We start from the raw sequence: 15602 nt of genomic DNA on the forward strand, positions 1-15602 counted from the left end.
CCAGGGCGCTGCCTAGCGTCACAGACATGGCACTGGCGACACGGACGGACACGGGCCACGAGCGGCGGCCCGGCCAGAAGCGGAAGCCGCCGCGGAAGCCGTCCCTCATCGGCTCCGTGTGGCGGTCGACCATCGGTAAGAAGGCCGTGATGGCCGTCACCGGGCTGATCATGCTGAGCTACCTGGTGGCCCACATGTTCGGCAATCTGAAGGTCTTCTTCGGGCCCGGCGACCTCAACGGCTACGCGCACTGGCTGCGCACCCTCGGCGAACCGGTCCTCCCGTACGAGGGGTTCCTGTGGCTGGCCCGGGTCGGGCTGCTGGCCGCCGTCGTCCTGCACGGCGTGGCCGCGTACCAGCTCAGCCGCCGGGATCTGGCGGCCAGGCCGCGCGGCTACGCCCACCAGCGGCGGCGGGCGAGCTACGCGACCCGCACGATGCGCTGGGGCGGGGTGATCCTCGGGCTGTTCATCGTCTGGCACATCCTGGATCTCACGACGCTCACGGTGAACGAGCGCGCCGAGCCCGGCCATCCGTACGAGAACATCGTGGCGACCTTCTCCACCTGGTACGGCAACACCATCTACATCGTGGCGATGCTCGCCCTCGGCCTGCACATCCGGCACGGCTTCTGGAGCGCCGCCCAGACCCTCGGCGCGGGCCGCCCGCGCCGCGACCGGGCCCTCAAACTGGCCGCGAACGGCCTGGCTGCCGTCCTGACCTGCGGTTTCATCGCCGTACCCGTCGGCGTGATGAGTGGAGTGGTGAGCTGAGATGAACGCGTACACGGACTACGCAACCGGTGAGCCGATCGCCGACACCAAGGCCCCGGACGGGCCCGTCGAGGGGCGCTGGGACCGCCGACGCTTCGAGGCGAAGCTGGTCAACCCGGCCAACCGCCGCAAGTACACGGTCATCGTGGTCGGTACGGGGCTCGCGGGCGGCGCGGCCGGGGCGACGCTGGCCGAACAGGGCTACCACGTCGTGCAGTTCTGCTACCAGGACTCGCCGCGCCGGGCGCATTCCATCGCCGCCCAGGGCGGGATCAACGCCGCCAAGAACTACCGCAACGACGGTGACTCCGTCCGCCGCCTCTTCTACGACACCGTCAAGGGCGGCGACTTCCGCGCCCGCGAGTCCAATGTCCACCGGCTCGCCCAGGTATCCGTGGAGATCATCGACCAGTGCGTGGCGCAGGGCGTCCCGTTCGCCCGCGAGTACGGCGGGCTGCTGGACACCCGCTCGTTCGGCGGCGTCCAGGTCTCCCGCACCTTCTACGCCCGCGGCCAGACCGGTCAGCAGCTGCTGCTCGGGGCGTATCAGGCGCTCAGCCGCCAGATCGCGGCCGGGAGCGTGGAGATGCACGCGCGCACCGAGATGCTCGACCTGATCGTGATCGACGGGCGAGCCCGCGGCATCGTGGCCCGCGACCTGATCACCGGCCAGGTCTCCACCCACTTCGCGGACGCCGTGGTGCTGGCCTCCGGCGGCTACGGCAATGTCTTCTACCTCTCCACGAACGCCAAGAACTCCAACGCCACCGCGATCTGGCGGGCCCACCGGCGCGGCGCCTACTTCGCCAATCCCTGCTTCACCCAGATCCACCCCACCTGCATCCCGCGCTCCGGCGACCACCAGTCGAAGCTGACCCTGATGAGCGAGTCGCTGCGCAACGACGGCCGCATCTGGGTGCCGAAGGCGAAGGGCGACACGCGGCCGCCCGCCGCGATCCCGGAGGACGAGCGCGACTACTACCTGGAGCGGATCTACCCGGCGTTCGGCAATCTGGTGCCGCGCGACATCGCCTCCCGCGCCGCGAAGAACGTATGCGATGAAGGGCGCGGGGTGGGCCCCGGCGGGCAGGGCGTCTATCTGGACTTCGCGGACGCCATCGGGCGGATGGGCCGGGCGGCGGTCGAGGAGAAGTACGGCAACCTCTTCGAGATGTACCAGCTGATCACGGCGGAGAACCCGTACGAGGTGCCGATGCGCATCTACCCCGCCATCCATTACACGATGGGCGGACTCTGGGTCGACTACGACCTGCAGACCACCGTGCCCGGACTGTTCGCGATCGGCGAGGCCAACTTCTCCGACCACGGTGCCAACCGGCTCGGCGCCTCCGCCCTGATGCAGGGCCTGGCCGACGGCTATTTCGTCCTCCCCGCCACCATCAACGACTACCTCGCCCGCCATCCGCACGACGAGGTCGACCCGGCCCATCCGGCGGTGTCCGAGGCCCTGATGTCGGTGACCGACCGGCTGCGGCGGCTGCTGGAGAACGACGGCGACCGCACCCCCGACTCGTTCCACCGGGAGCTGGGCGAGCTGCTGTGGGACGAGTGCGGCATGGCCCGCACCGAGCCCGGGCTGCGCAAGGCGCTGGAGCGCATCCCGGCGCTGCGCGAGGAGTTCTGGCGGCGGATCAAGGTGCCGGGCCACGGCAAGGAGCTGAACCAGTCGCTGGAGAAGGCCAACCGGGTCGTCGACTACCTGGAGCTGGCCGAGCTGATGTGCCTGGACGCGCTGCACCGCGCCGAGTCCTGCGGCGGCCACTTCCGCGAGGAGAGCCAGACCCCGGACGGCGAGGCGGCCCGCGACGACGAGACGTTCTCGTACGCCGCCGCCTGGCAGTTCCATGGCACGGGTCGCGCGCCCGAGCTGCACCGCGAAGACCTGGTCTTCGAGTACGTCCACCCCACCCAGCGGAGTTACGCATGAGGCTCACCCTGCGGATCTGGCGCCAGCGCGGCCCCGAGGAGCCGGGCGCCCTGACCGTGTACGAAGTCGAGGGCATCTCGCCCGAGATGTCCTTCCTGGAGATGCTCGACACGCTCAACGAGCGGCTGACCCTGCGCGGGGAGGAGCCCGTCGCGTTCGACCACGACTGCCGCGAGGGCATCTGCGGGGCGTGCGGCATGGTGATCAACGGGCAGGCGCACGGGCCGGTGCGCACCACCACCTGTCAGCTGCACATGCGGCACTTCGAGGACGGCGACACCATCGACGTGGAGCCGTGGCGCGCCGCCGCGTTCCCCGTCGTCAAGGACCTGGTGGTGGACCGGTCGGCGTTCGACCGGATCATCGGCTCGGGCGGCTTCGTCTCCGCCCCGACCGGGAGCGCCCCGGAGGCGCACGCCACGCCCGTGCCGAAGCCGGTCGCGGACACCGCGTTCGAGCACGCGGAGTGCATCGGGTGCGGGGCGTGCGTGGCGGCCTGCCCCAATGGTTCGGCGATGCTTTTCACCTCGGCGAAGGTGACGCATCTGAACGTGCTGCCGCAGGGGCAGCCCGAGCGCGAGTCCCGGGTGCTGGACATGGTCGGCACGATGGACGAGGAGGGCTTCGGCGGCTGCACGAACACCGGTGAGTGCGCGACGGCCTGCCCGAAGGGCATCCCGCTCCAGTCCATCTCGACCATGAACCGGGAGTTCCTGCGAGCGAGCCTCAAGGGCCGCTCCTGAGAAGACGCGAGGCCCGGCAACGGCCCCCGACAGGGCCGTTGCCGGGCACTCGCGCTCTACGGGGGGGGTAGGCGCCCTACGGGTGGGCCGCCAGCGCCTCCATGCCCGGACGACAGGATTCGAGCAGCGGGGTCAGCTCCGCCTCGGGCAGCTGCCGCGCGGCACCGGGGCGGCCGCCGTCGAGCAGGGCGACGGACTCGTCCAGCCAGGCGCGGTGCGGTTCCACCCCGATGAACTCGGCCAGCCGGATCAGTTCCTTCTCCGGCTCCTCCAGCAGGGTCTCGTACGAGAGCCCGGTGCGCTGTGACGCCGGGACCGCCTCCAGCTTCCGCAGACCGTCGACGATCACACCGGACCAGATGGTGCCGAACGCGTCGAGCGGGATGGGGCGGTCCATCACCAGGGCCGGGTCCCACTCGTCGCCCAGCAGCGGAGCGAGGTCGGGCGGGAGCTGGTCCGCGTGGGCCGGGGTCAGCTCGAACGGCGAGTTCAGACCGCAGCGGGCGGCCATCTCATGCCCCAGCGGAAGCATGCGGAAGCTGACGTGCCGGCTCATGGAAACGGCGCAGTCAGGGCCTTCGCGGTAGAGGTGAACAAACCGCGCCTCGGGAAAAGCGCGGTGCATTTCCGTGACCCGGCCGATGGACATACCGCTGCGCTCGACGACGGTGCCGGGGTTGCCGAACCGTGAGCCGAGGGTGCCGAAGAGGGCCCACCAGTGATCCGCCGGACGGCGCGTGGGCCAGGAGGTGACCTCGGACGCCAACTCGTCGAAGAGCGCGTCCGGGTCGTCGGTCAGATGGGGCAGCGTCATGCCGCTGATGACCGGGATGCCGGTGGTCGCGGCGTCGAACCGCCGCTCGGGCAGCCGGTGGTAGAGGAACTCGGGCGGGACGACCCCATTCTTGATCAGAACATCGCTGACCGCGTTGGGCTGGGACAGATATTCCCAGAACTCCTGGCCGCTCAGCGGGGTCTCGCCCAGCACCTCCGGCACCTCGGCGGAGGGAATACTGGCGAACAATTCGTTGACACTGAGAACGTCTGGATGAAGATTAATGACCTTGGACAGGGCCGTCGAACCGCAGCGGCCGGTGCCAACGACGAATGTCAACTTCTGATTGAACACGCGTTCTTTCCTTACATTTGCTCGTGCAACTCGGCATCCCCATAGCGACCATGACGCACAAGGGAATCGCCTCACAACGCGACGGGAGAAGCGCATCGAGCGTTCCAGAGTTTCCGAAACTTTTGCGCAACCTACACATCCGACAGGGGCGTTACCCCCCGTCACGACCCGCCCCATCAGCGGTGAAGCCCGAGCCCAGCGGCCGTACGGGGCCTCACAACCCGGTTGCGACGCCGTAACCTTAATCGAACACATTCACCTGTGACGAGGCGGTCATCTTTTCGCATCAACAGCACTGCTAGAGTGCCCACTTACTCCACACCCCGAGTTGCACGGTTGGCAAGCCCCCAGCCTGACCGGGAGGAGTTGAGAGCGCACGTCAGAAGACGGTGCGTTACCAGGTGCACCATGCAAGGTGTTTAACCACCCCTGCGCACGAGTGAATTCGGGGAAGGTGTTTCGTACGTGTTGGTGGAGCGCGATCAGGAGATAGACCGGCTCAATCGTCTCCTCTTCGAGGACGCCCGGGAGGGAAGCCGACTCGCCGTCATCAGCGGTGCCGTGACGTCGGGAAAGACCGCGCTGCTGCACGCGGTGACGGACACCGCGGGTGCGCGGGGCGTCCGGGTGCTGCCCGCCGTCGCCTCCGCCTCGGAGCAGAAATTCCCGTACGCCGTCCTCGATCAGCTCTTCCAGGGCATGCCCGCGCGCCTTCGGCAGGCCCGGCCGGGGCCGGGTCTTGAGGCGTCCCCGAATCCGTACGGCCCTGACCAGGCCGACCTCCCGTTCCTCCAGGAATTCCACCGCACGCTCGAGGAACTGACCGAGGACGCCCCGCTGCTGATCGCGATCGACGACGTGCAGTTCGCCGATCTGCCGTCGCTGCGCTGCCTGGCGTACGGCATCCGCCGATGTCGCTCCGGGGCGCTGTCCGTCGTGGTGAGCCGCGGGTCGCTGACCGGGCCCGCCGCCCCGGCGCTTGATGAGCTGCTGCACGAGCCGAAGGTGTGCCACGTACGGCTCGCCCCGCTCACCGTCGCGGGCGTCACCACGCTGCTGACCGGGGAGTCGGGCGCCGAGGAGGCGGAGCACCACGCCGCCGCGTTCCACGACATGACGGGCGGCAACCTGCTGCTGCTGCGCGGCCTCCTGGACGACCAGTTCTCCCACATCGCCCGGAGCCCCCGGCACACCGCGCCGGGCTCCCCGGTGGCCGGGGAGCTGTTCCGGCAGGCGGCGCTGTCCTGCGTGTACCGCGGCGGCCCGGCCCACCGCCGGGTGGCCCACGGGATCGCCCTGCTGGGTGACGCCCTGTCCGTTCCCCTGCTGAGCAGGGTGATCGAGGTCGAGGAGCGGCTGGTACGGCGGTCCGTCGCGGCGCTCACCGAGGTCGGGATCCTGCACGACGGGAACTTCCGCAGCGACGCGGTGCGCACCGCGCTCCTGGAGGACCTGGAGATGGAGGAGCTGGGCCCGCTGCACCACCGGGCCGCCCGGCTGCTGTACGAGGAGGGCGCCGACCCCATCGACGTGGCCCGCCATCTGCTCAGCCACGAGGTGTCCGAGCCGGTCGAGGAGTGGATTCCGCAGGCGCTGCGGGACGCCGCCGAGCACGCGATCGCCGCCGACCGCCGGGAACTGGCGATGAACTGCCTGCAGATGGCCGCCGACCGCTGCGGCACCGATGAACGCGAGGGGCTGATCCTCCAGGCGACCATGGTCAAGGCCATGTGGCCGTTCAACCCGCTCTCCCAGATGCGGCGGCTCCAGGCGCTGGCCGGACCGGCCGGCAGCGGACTGCTGCCGACCCGGCACACCCTCGACGTGATCATCGGGCTGCTGGGGTTCGGACGGATGGACGAGGCTGCCGCCGCCCTCGGGCAGGTCAGCCGGACCGCCGCCGAGAACCCGGGCACCCAGCTCGACACGGCTCTGCGGAGCATCGGTCTCGCGCTCTCCACCACCTACCCCGACCACCCCGAACTGCGGCCCTTCCTGCACCAGGGAGAGCCCCTCGGCCCATGGGACGAGCACGCGCCGTCGCCGGACCAGGCCCCCGAGTCCCCTCAGCTCATCGCGCTCAGGGCGCTGCGTACGGTGCTGAACCGGGGCGCCGACGAGGGCGCCGTGCGGGCCGCGGAGCGGGTGCTGGAGACCGTCCAGCTCTGCGACCGGACGATGCTGACGGTGCACGCGGCACTGCAGACGCTCGTATACGCGGACCGCCACGCCTCCGCCGCCGCCTGGTGCGATCGGCTGATCGAGGCGACGGCGGAGCGCGGCGCCAAGGCGCTGCTGGCCTACTTCTGCGCGCTGCGGGCCCAGACGGCGCTGCGCGCCGGACGGCTGCGGGACACGATCCAGTACGCGGAACGGGCACTGGAGGAGCTTCCGGCCCGCGGCTGGGGCGTCACCGTCGGCATGCCGCTCGGGGTGCTGATCAACGCGCACACCGCGATGGGCGACCATGACGCGGCGGCCGAACTGCTGGCCCGCCCGGTGCCGGAGGAGATGTACCGGAACCGCTTCGGGCTGCACTACCTCTACGCCCGGGCCCGGCATCAGCTGGCCACCGGGCGCCAGCACGCGGCCCTCACCGACTTCCGCGCCTGCGGCGAGAAGATGGCCGCCTGGGGCCTGGACTCGCCCGCCACCCTGGCCTGGCGGCTCGGTGCCGCCGAGACCTGGCTGACCCTGGGCGGTCAGGAGCGGGCGGCCCGGCTGGCGGAGGAGCAGCTTGAGCTGACCGGTGAGGTCCCCTCCCGCACCCGTGGCGCCGCGCTGCGCGTGCTGGCCGCCACCCGGCCGCTGGCCGAGCGGCCCGCCCTGCTGGAGGAGGCGGTGGCGGCGCTGCGGTCGAGCGGCGGCTGTTACGAGATGGCGCGGGCGCTGGCGGATCTCGCCGAGGCGCACAAGCAACTCGGCGATCTGGACAGCGGCCGGCTGATGACCCGGCGGGCCCTGTGGCTGGCGGACAACTGCGGCGCCGAGGAGCTGTCCCGCTCGCTGCAGCGGACTCCGGGGCGCTCGGCGCTGTCGGAGGCGGCCCGCACCGGCGAGGACACCACCGCGTTCTCCGAACTGTCCGACGCCGAGAGCCGGGTGGCCGCGCTCGCCGCCTCGGGCTACACCAACCGTGAGATCGCCGCCAAGCTCTACATCACCATCTCGACCGTGGAGCAGCACCTCACCCGGGTCTACCGGAAAATCAACATAAGTCAGCGTCGGGATCTGCCCTCGAGCCTGGAATTCGATGTCGCCTACACCGCCTGATCTCCGCGCGGTACCGCTCGGCCCCAAGAGGTTCATCTCATGACGTCCGCGATCACGGCTGCCACGACGATGCTGGTGCCGGACTTTCCCTTCTCCTACGACAACTGGCTGCGCCATCCCGCCGGTCTCGGCGCCCTGCCGAGTGCGCGGCACGGCACCGAAGTCGCCGTCATCGGCGGCGGTATGTCCGGACTCACCGCGGCATATGAGCTGATGCGCCTGGGACTTCGTCCGGTTCTCTACGAAGCGGAGCAATTGGGCGGCCGGATGCGTTCCACCCCCTTTCCCGGGAATCCGGAATACAAGGCGGAAATGGGCGCCATGCGCTTTCCCGTCTCCGCGCGGTCGCTGTTCCACTACATCGACCTGCTGGGCCTGCGTACCCGGCCCTTTCCCAATCCGCTGGCACCGGCCACCCCGAGCACACTGATCGACCTGAACGGCGAGCGCGACCGGGCCCGCACGACCGATGACCTGCCGGACGTCTACCAGGAGGTCGCCGACGCCTGGGACAAGGCGCTCCAGGAGCGGGCCGAGCTGTCCACGGTGCGCGACGCCATCCAGCAGCGGGACACGGCCACTCTCAAGGCCGTGTGGAACCGGCTGGTCAGGGAGTTCGACGACCAGTCCTTCTACGGTTTCCTGGCCACCTCCCCCACCTTCCAGTCGTTCCGGCACCGGGAGATCTTCGGGCAGGTCGGCTTCGGCACCGGCGGCTGGGACACCGACTTCCCCAACTCGGTGCTGGAGATCCTGCGCGTCGTGGTCACCGAGGCCGACGACAACCAGGTCGGCATCGTCGGCGGCTCCTCCCAGGTGCCGCGCGGCCTGTGGGGGCACCGGCCCTCGGCGCTCGCGCACTGGCCGCGGGGCACCTCGCTGGCGTCGCTGCACGGCGGCCGGCCGCGCCCCGCGGTCACCCGGCTGCGGCGTACGGCGGACGGCGGCATCCGGGTGGCGGACGAGAGCGGCGCGGAGCGGGAGTTCCCCGCGGTGGTCTTCAGCCCGCATGTGTGGACGCTGCTGCACCGGATCGACTGCGACCCGGCACTGCTGTCCACCCCGCTGTGGACGGCGGTCGAGCGCACCCACTACATGGGCGCGTCCAAGCTGTTCGTCCTGGTCGACCGGCCGTTCTGGCGGGACACCGACCCGGCGACCGGGCAGGACGTGATGAGCATGACGCTCACCGACCGGATGCCGCGCGGGGTCTACCTCTTCGACGACGGGCCCGACCGGCCCGGGGTGATGTGCCTGTCGTACACCTGGAACGACGACTCGCTGAAGGTCGCCACCCTCCCGGCCGAGGAACGGCTGGAGCGGCTGCTGGGCCAGCTGGGCGAGATCTACCCGGACGTCGACATCCGCTCGCACATCGTCGCCGGACCGCTGACCGTCACCTGGGAGACCGAACCGCGCTTCATGGGCGCGTTCAAGTCCAACCTGCCCGGCCACTACCGCTATCAGCGGCGGCTGTTCACCCAGTTCATGCAGGAGGACATGGTCCCGGAGCAGCGCGGTTTCTTCCTGTGCGGGGACGACGTCTCGTGGACGGCCGGATTCGCGGAGGGCGCGGTGACCACGGCGCTCAACGCGGTGTGGGGGGTGCTCAACCATTTGGGCGGCGCCACGCCCCCGGACAACCCGGGTCCGGGCGACCGCTTTCCGGGGCTGGCTCCCATAGAGCTGCCGTACGACTAGGGGTTCCCCTAGGATCGGACTAGGGAATTCCCTAGACCCGAAATTCCCAGAATCGAAAAGGGGGCCGGTGCGTAAGCCCGGCCCCTTTCGTGTGCGTTCGCGGCTAGCCGCGCGCGACCTCTTCCAGGCGGCGCTTGTCCGGCTTCCCGTTGCGGTTGAGCGGGAAGGCGTCCAGCACCTCGACCCGGTTGGGCTGTTCGTAGACCGGCAGCACCTCGCACAGCCGCTCGCGCCAGTACTTGGCGTCCCGCCCCTCCTCGTCCTCGACGAAGAAGACCAGCTGCACATCGCCCCGGCGGCGCTCGTCGGGGAGCGGCACGATCCGGGTGGAGATGTGCGCGACGGCGGCCTTGCGCTCGATCAGCTCGGGGTAGAGCAGATAGCCGTAGCGGTGCACCGCGAACTTCCGGCCCAGGACGAAGAGGTTGTCGTCCTCGTCCAGGTAGCCGAGGTCGCCGGTGGCGTGCCAGCCGGTCGGCATGGCGTCGATGGTGCCGTCCTCGGCGACGTGGCCCTCCAGCGCGTCCGGGGTGTCGACCTCGATCTCACCGGCCTGGCCGGGGGCGGCCGGGACGCCGGACTCGTCGATGACGCGCAGCTTGATGCCGTCCATGGCGCGGCCGCAGGAGACCGGGTTCTCCAGGGTGGCGAAGGCGATGTTGCCCAGCTCGGTGCTGCCGTAGCTGTCCAGCAGCGGCAGCCCGAACTCGGCGGCGTAGCCGTCGGAGAGCGCGCCGTCGAGCGGTGCCGCGCCCGAGCAGAACATCCGGACCTGCTCCAGCCGCGCCCGCAGCGAGGGCTTGCGGCCGACCAGGTTGAGCATGGTGCGGTAGCTCGACGGGGTGGCGTCGAGCACCGTCGCACCGGTCCGCCCGGCCATCTCCACGGCCCGGTCCAGGCGCTTGTAGGGGGCGATCACCAGCGAGCAGCGGGTGAGCCAGGCGATGAGCACCATGGACAGCCCGTACTGGTGGGCGAAGGGCAGCAGCGGCAGCAGGACGTCGTCCTCCCGGTGCCCCACCTGGGCGGCGTTGCGCTCCAGGTTGGTCAGGAACTTACGGCCGGACTTGACCGCGCCCTTGGGCTCGCCGGTCGAGCCGGACGTCCACATGATGAGGCCGTCCTGCCGGTCGGCCCAGGCGTCGAACGACAGCTCACGGGTGCTGAGCGGGCGGCCCGCCGCCGGGGCGATCAGCTCGTAGAGGTTCACTACGCGGGCGTCGTCGTGGATCGGGGAGTCGTCGTCCACGAAGGCGATCCCGGCGCCGGTGCGCCGGGCTATCCGCCGGGTCTCGTCGGGGTGCTCCTGCTGGTCGATCAGCACGATGGAGGCGCCGACGTGCATGAGGGCGAACAGCACACTGACGTAGGCGGCGGAGTTGCCCGCCTTGAGGATGACGCGGTCGCCGGGGGCGACCCCGTGCTCGCGGATCACATCGGCGACGCGGATCGCGTCCAGCTCGAAGTCGGCCAGGGTCTGCACCGAGTCGAGCGCGTAGATCTTCGCGGTCATCGAACGTACTCTTTCCTTTTCACTCAGGAGTACGGGCAGCCCTGGGCTTGTCCCCCTAGGCTCCCTTGTCTTCGGCGCCGGTTTCCCACTCGGCATCGACGGTGGACTGCGAGAGCAACTGGTCGTGCACCAGGTTGACGACCTCGCGTCGACTCGAGTCGAGGTAGCCGTACGAGCCGGGAAACACCTCGAGGTCGAATCGTCCGCTCGTACGCCGCCGCCAGGCCCGTACGCCGCGCAGCGGGGTCCTGGGGTCCCCCTCACCTGCGAGGGCGACGATCCGGCAGCCGAGCGCGGGCGGCCCCAGGGTCATGCCCCAGTGCGCGGACCGGCCGGATACGAACAGGGTCAGCAGCGGCGTCCCGGTCTCCCGTTCCAGGCGCTCGGCCACGCGGTAGGCCAGGTCGGCGCCGGCCCGGTGGCCGAAGAAGGCGAGTGGGCGGTCCATCCACTCCCCCAGCGCACCGAAGATCCGGTCGGCCAGCTCCGGGGAGTCGGTCAGCCGCTCGTCGTCGCCGCCCTCACCGTCCTCGCCCCCGGCGTACAGGGGGTACTGGATCGCCAGCACCTCCACCGTGGGCAGCAACAGCTCGGACAGGGAGAGGTAGTACGCGGTGGAGCGGGCGGACTCCGGGAAACAGATCAGCCGGAAACTGCTCGGAGTTTCCGTTTGCAATATCCGAATAAGGCCCACATCATCGGGCTTGATCTGGCTCAAGGAGCACATCCCCGGGATTTCACTGAGGGGCCGGGCACGAGTACACGGTGGGGCGCGTCGACCACGCTCGTCCGAGGCGCTGACTCCGTGAGGCTATGAGCCCTTCTCCTGCGCCACAACCCCTAGTAACCGCTATTCGACGTACGGCTTATATGCGGGTACCGCGCCATCCCGGCGCGACATGGCGCAAGGGGCGCCCCCTTAAACCCCCTCACTTGCACCACCACCCCCTAAGGTGGGGTCAGTTAGGGGCTCCGAGTCAAGCGGCTGTGTTAAACATGAGGCAAAGAATGTTCTCCTCAAGCCAATTAAATTCGGTGCGACGACAGCGATGAACACAACACGTCCCATTGATTTCGCCGCCGTTGTCGACGGCTTGGTCAAGAAATACCCCGGGCGCCCCGTCCCGGCGGTCGACAATCTCAGCTTCACGGTGCGACACGGTGAGGTCTTCGGCTTCCTCGGCCCCAACGGAGCCGGCAAGACCACCACCATCGGCATCCTGACCACCCGGATCGCCCCGACCGGCGGACGCGCCTTCGTCCAGGGCGTCGATGTGATCGCCAGGCCCTCGGTGGCCCGGCAGTCCTTCGCCGTCGTGCCGCAGCGCAACAATCTCGACCGGTCGCTGACGATCCGTCAGAATCTCACGTTCCACGCCGGTTACCACGGGCTCTCCCGCGCGGAACGCGGTCGGCTGGCGGACGAGAGCCTGGAGTGGCTCGGCCTCAGCGACCACGCCAAGAACCGGGCGGACCAGGTCTCCGGCGGTCAGGCGCAGCGCGTGATGATCGCGCGGGCCCTGATGCACCGCCCCCGGGTGCTGTTCCTCGACGAACCGGCCACCGGCCTGGACCCGCAGTCGCAGATCTTCGTGCGCGACCGGATCGCTGATCTCAAGGAACGTGGCGTCACGGTGGTGCTCACCACCCACGACATGGAGGAGGCCTCCAGGCTGTGTGACCGGATCGGCATCGTCGACCACGGCAAGCTGCTCGCCCTGGACACCCCTGAGGCGCTGACCAGCAGGATGAGCAACACCGCCCTGACCGTGACGGTGCGGCCGCCGTACAGCGGTATGAACGGCGTGGTCCAGCTGGTGCAGAGCCTCGGTGTCGCGGAGCGGGTCGAGGTCCTGCAGCAGGGGGACCCCACCGCGCAGGGCGGACCCGAAGGCGACGGCACCTTCCGCATGAAGGTCTACAGCAACGCGTCGTCCTCCGTGCTTCTGCCCACCGTCATCAAGGCCCTGTCCGACACCGGCTGTGAAATCAAGGACCTGAATGTGAGCAAGGCGAGCCTGGAAGACGTCTTTGTCGAGCTGACGGGGAAGGAGATGCGATGAGCAACTCCGCACGCCCCCCGTCCTCGTCGGGCCAGAACACCGGTGGCGAGGCCGCTGAGGAGAAGCCCGAGGGCGCCGAGCGCCAGCCCACCGATACCAGGACCACGAACTTCAGGACCTCGGACTTCGGGGTCTCGGACACCAAGCCGGACGGGAACAGGGCGGCCGACCCGAGGGCAGCCGCTCCCAGGGCGGCCGACCCGAGGGCAGCTGACCCCAGGGCCTCCGACCCGAGGGCCACCGATTCGAGGGCCGCCGCTTCGAGGGCCGCCGCTTCGAGGGCCGCCGAGGACGACGGTTTCGAGGACACCCGGACCGCGCTCGTCCCGGCCAGGCAGCGCGCCCCGCTGCCCGCCGTCTCGGACCAGAAGACCCCCGCCGTCCCGCCGGTCAAGCACGAGGCCAAGCCGTACGAGGCCAGGCAGGAGGCCAGGCCGCACCCGGTCGGGGACACGGGCCCCCGGCAGAGCGACATCGGCGACACGATGACGCTGGTCATCAAGCCCATACCGGCCCCGTCGGCGTCCCAGGCCGCGCAGGACGCCAAGGCCGCGCTGAACAGCATCATCGCGGCGGCCGAGGCCCGTTCGCCCCTCGCCCCGCCCGAGCCGGAGCCCGAGCCCGAGCTCGAACTCGATCTGCCCGATGGGAAGCGCCGTGGCGGGCGCCACCGGCGCCGCGCCAACCGGTGGCGGACGTTCTTCTTCATCCTGTGGCGCGACATCTTCGTCACCGGCCGCGAGATCGGTCCCTTCCTGGGACAGGTCATCGTGGAACCGTTCTTCATGCTGTTCGTCTTCGGCAAGGTGCTCGGCGAGATCGGCATGACCCAGCCCGGGTTCCAGCAGGTGCTGCTGCCCGGTGTGGTGGCGCTCAACAGCTTCCTGGTCTCCCTGCAGAACACCGCGTTGCCCCTGGCGATCGACTTCTCCTGGACCAAGGAGATCGAGGACCGATTGCTCTCGCCGCTCCCGACCGGCCTGGTGGCGGTGGAGAAGGCGCTCTTCGGAGCGATGCGCGGGGTGATCGGCGCCCTGGTCATGATCCCGATCGGGCTGCTGCTGCTGGACGGCGTCTCCTGGCCGCTGTCCAAGATGCCGGAGACCCTGGGCATCCTCAGCCTCGGCGGACTGGTCGGCGGTGCGGTCGGGCTCACCCTCGGCACCCTGGCGCCCGCGCGCCACATCTCCATCGTCTTCGCCATGACGCTCACCCCGATCATGTTCACCGGGGCCACGCAGTTCCCGTGGCGGAGCCTGGACGGTGTCCGCTGGTTCCAGATCCTGTGCACGTTCAACCCGCTGACCTACGTCACCGAGGCGATGCGCGGGCTGCTGCTGCCCGACGCGCCCGGGGTGCCGCCGTCGATCCCGCTGTGGATCTGCGCGTGCGCCATCGCGGCGTCCCTCCTGATTTTCGGGTTCATCGGCATCCGGGGCTTCAACCGCCGGGCGCAGGACTGAGCGACGAACCACAGGACTGAGCGATCGCAGGTCCAGAGAGTAAGGCACCACACCATGACGGCATCCGAGCAGACCAAGACAGCCATTGTTTTCCCGGGCATGGGACCTTCCGGCTTCTCCGAGGTGGGCAGGTTCCTGACGCTCGACCCGTTCGCCCGGAAGCGGCTCGCCGAGGCCGACGAGGCGCTGGGCTACTCGGTCTTCGACCGGCTCCGCGACTCCGAGGACGACTACGACGAGGCCACTCAGGTCGCCTTCCTGGTGAACTCGATGGCCTCGGCGGACCGGGCGGAGCAGGAACACGGCCTCGTCCCGGACCTGTGCGTGGGCCCCAGCTTCGGGCAGAAGGCGGCGACGGCCTACGTCGGTTCGCTGCCGTTTCCCGAGGTGGTGCGGCTCACCGCGGAGCTGGCGCGCTGTGAGCACACGTACTTCACCGAGGAGTACCAGGACGCGGTCACCCACACCTTCGTCCGGACTCCGCAGGAGAAGCTGACGGACATCCTCGCCGCACTCGGTGAGCGCGGCGAGTGGTACGACTACTCCGGCTATCTGGACGACGGCTTCTTCATGGTCTCGCTGCGCGAGAAGGAACTCGACGGGTTCAAGAAGGCCATCAGCGAGGCCGGCGGCTACTCCATGTACACCATGGTCCCGGCGGTGCACGCGCCCGCGTTCGCGGAGCTGCGGCGCCGGGCCGCCGAGGAGATCCTGCCGAGGTACGACCTCCTGGACCCGAAGCTTCCCGTGGTCACCGACCAGGAGGGCACCATCGTGACCTCGGCCGGTGAGCTGCGCACGATGCTGCTGGACACCTTCGATCTGCCCATCCACTGGCCCAAGGTCGTGGACACGCTGAAGGGCGCCGGGGTGTCGAAGATGTACATCACCGGCCCGGACAACCTCTTCCACCGGCTGGACCGCACCAAGTCGAACTTCGAGGTCGTGACGGTGGGGCCGGGCAAGCGCTCGCGCCCCGCCCGTAAGCGCTGATCT

The 15602-nt window shown here is 69.7% G+C and carries 11 protein-coding genes; 8 read left to right on the forward strand and 3 right to left on the reverse strand.

Annotated features, from left to right (window positions below):
* Positions 1–26 precede the first annotated feature (26 nt).
* The 3 genes from ACWC5C_RS05225 to ACWC5C_RS05235 are packed head-to-tail and all read left to right on the forward strand — an operon-like array spanning position 27 to position 3464.
* Positions 27–773 carry a succinate dehydrogenase cytochrome b subunit gene (locus ACWC5C_RS05225; protein ID WP_450873823.1) on the forward strand — a complete coding sequence of 249 codons (747 nt, stop codon included), beginning with the start codon at positions 27–29 and terminating at the stop codon, positions 771–773.
* Between the two features lies 1 nt (position 774).
* Positions 775–2721: a fumarate reductase/succinate dehydrogenase flavoprotein subunit gene (locus tag ACWC5C_RS05230; RefSeq protein ID WP_450873825.1), complete on the forward strand. Its 1947-nt coding sequence runs from the start codon at positions 775–777 to the stop codon at positions 2719–2721.
* Positions 2718–3464 (forward strand): succinate dehydrogenase/fumarate reductase iron-sulfur subunit, encoded by a 747-nt coding sequence (locus tag ACWC5C_RS05235; RefSeq protein WP_450873827.1) that lies wholly within the window; start codon positions 2718–2720, stop codon positions 3462–3464. Before ACWC5C_RS05230 ends, ACWC5C_RS05235 begins: the two co-directional genes overlap by 4 nt.
* A gap of 76 nt (positions 3465–3540) precedes the next feature.
* Here the strand turns inward: ACWC5C_RS05235 and ACWC5C_RS05240 are convergent, their stop codons facing one another.
* Entirely contained in the window at positions 3541–4593 is a 1053-nt protein-coding gene (locus ACWC5C_RS05240; RefSeq protein WP_450873829.1) for a sulfotransferase, read from the reverse strand.
* 465 nt (positions 4594–5058) lie between these two features.
* Here ACWC5C_RS05240 and ACWC5C_RS05245 point away from each other — a divergent pair, with 465 nt between their 5' ends.
* Both ACWC5C_RS05245 and ACWC5C_RS05250 read left to right on the forward strand, forming a co-directional pair.
* Positions 5059–7866, forward strand: coding sequence for an AAA family ATPase (locus tag ACWC5C_RS05245; RefSeq protein WP_450873831.1), 2808 nt, complete (start codon positions 5059–5061; stop codon positions 7864–7866).
* Between the two features lie 39 nt (positions 7867–7905).
* Positions 7906–9567 carry a flavin monoamine oxidase family protein gene (locus ACWC5C_RS05250; RefSeq protein ID WP_450873833.1) on the forward strand — a complete coding sequence of 554 codons (1662 nt, stop codon included), beginning with the start codon at positions 7906–7908 and terminating at the stop codon, positions 9565–9567.
* Between the two features lie 103 nt (positions 9568–9670).
* Here ACWC5C_RS05250 and ACWC5C_RS05255 read toward each other — a convergent pair whose 3' ends face one another.
* Together ACWC5C_RS05255 and ACWC5C_RS05260 are read right to left on the reverse strand one after the other, a co-directional pair.
* Positions 9671–11080: a class I adenylate-forming enzyme family protein gene (locus ACWC5C_RS05255; protein WP_450873835.1), complete on the reverse strand. Its 1410-nt coding sequence runs from the start codon at positions 11078–11080 to the stop codon at positions 9671–9673.
* A gap of 55 nt (positions 11081–11135) precedes the next feature.
* Positions 11136–11756, reverse strand: coding sequence for a thioesterase II family protein (locus ACWC5C_RS05260; RefSeq protein WP_385448916.1), 621 nt, complete (start codon positions 11754–11756; stop codon positions 11136–11138).
* 373 nt (positions 11757–12129) lie between these two features.
* Here ACWC5C_RS05260 and ACWC5C_RS05265 point away from each other — a divergent pair, with 373 nt between their 5' ends.
* The 3 genes from ACWC5C_RS05265 to ACWC5C_RS05275 are packed head-to-tail and all read left to right on the forward strand — an operon-like array spanning position 12130 to position 15599.
* A complete protein-coding gene (locus tag ACWC5C_RS05265; protein WP_450873838.1) occupies positions 12130–13143 on the forward strand; it encodes an ABC transporter ATP-binding protein in 1014 nt (337 codons plus the stop codon).
* Positions 13140–14606 carry an ABC transporter permease gene (locus ACWC5C_RS05270; protein WP_450873840.1) on the forward strand — a complete coding sequence of 489 codons (1467 nt, stop codon included), beginning with the start codon at positions 13140–13142 and terminating at the stop codon, positions 14604–14606. The genes ACWC5C_RS05265 and ACWC5C_RS05270 overlap by 4 nt, the downstream gene beginning before the upstream one ends.
* 54 nt (positions 14607–14660) lie before the next feature.
* Positions 14661–15599 carry an ACP S-malonyltransferase gene (locus ACWC5C_RS05275; RefSeq protein WP_450873842.1) on the forward strand — a complete coding sequence of 313 codons (939 nt, stop codon included), beginning with the start codon at positions 14661–14663 and terminating at the stop codon, positions 15597–15599.
* Positions 15600–15602: the final 3 nt, after the last annotated feature.

This window comes from Streptomyces sp. NPDC001700, assembly GCF_053596435.1.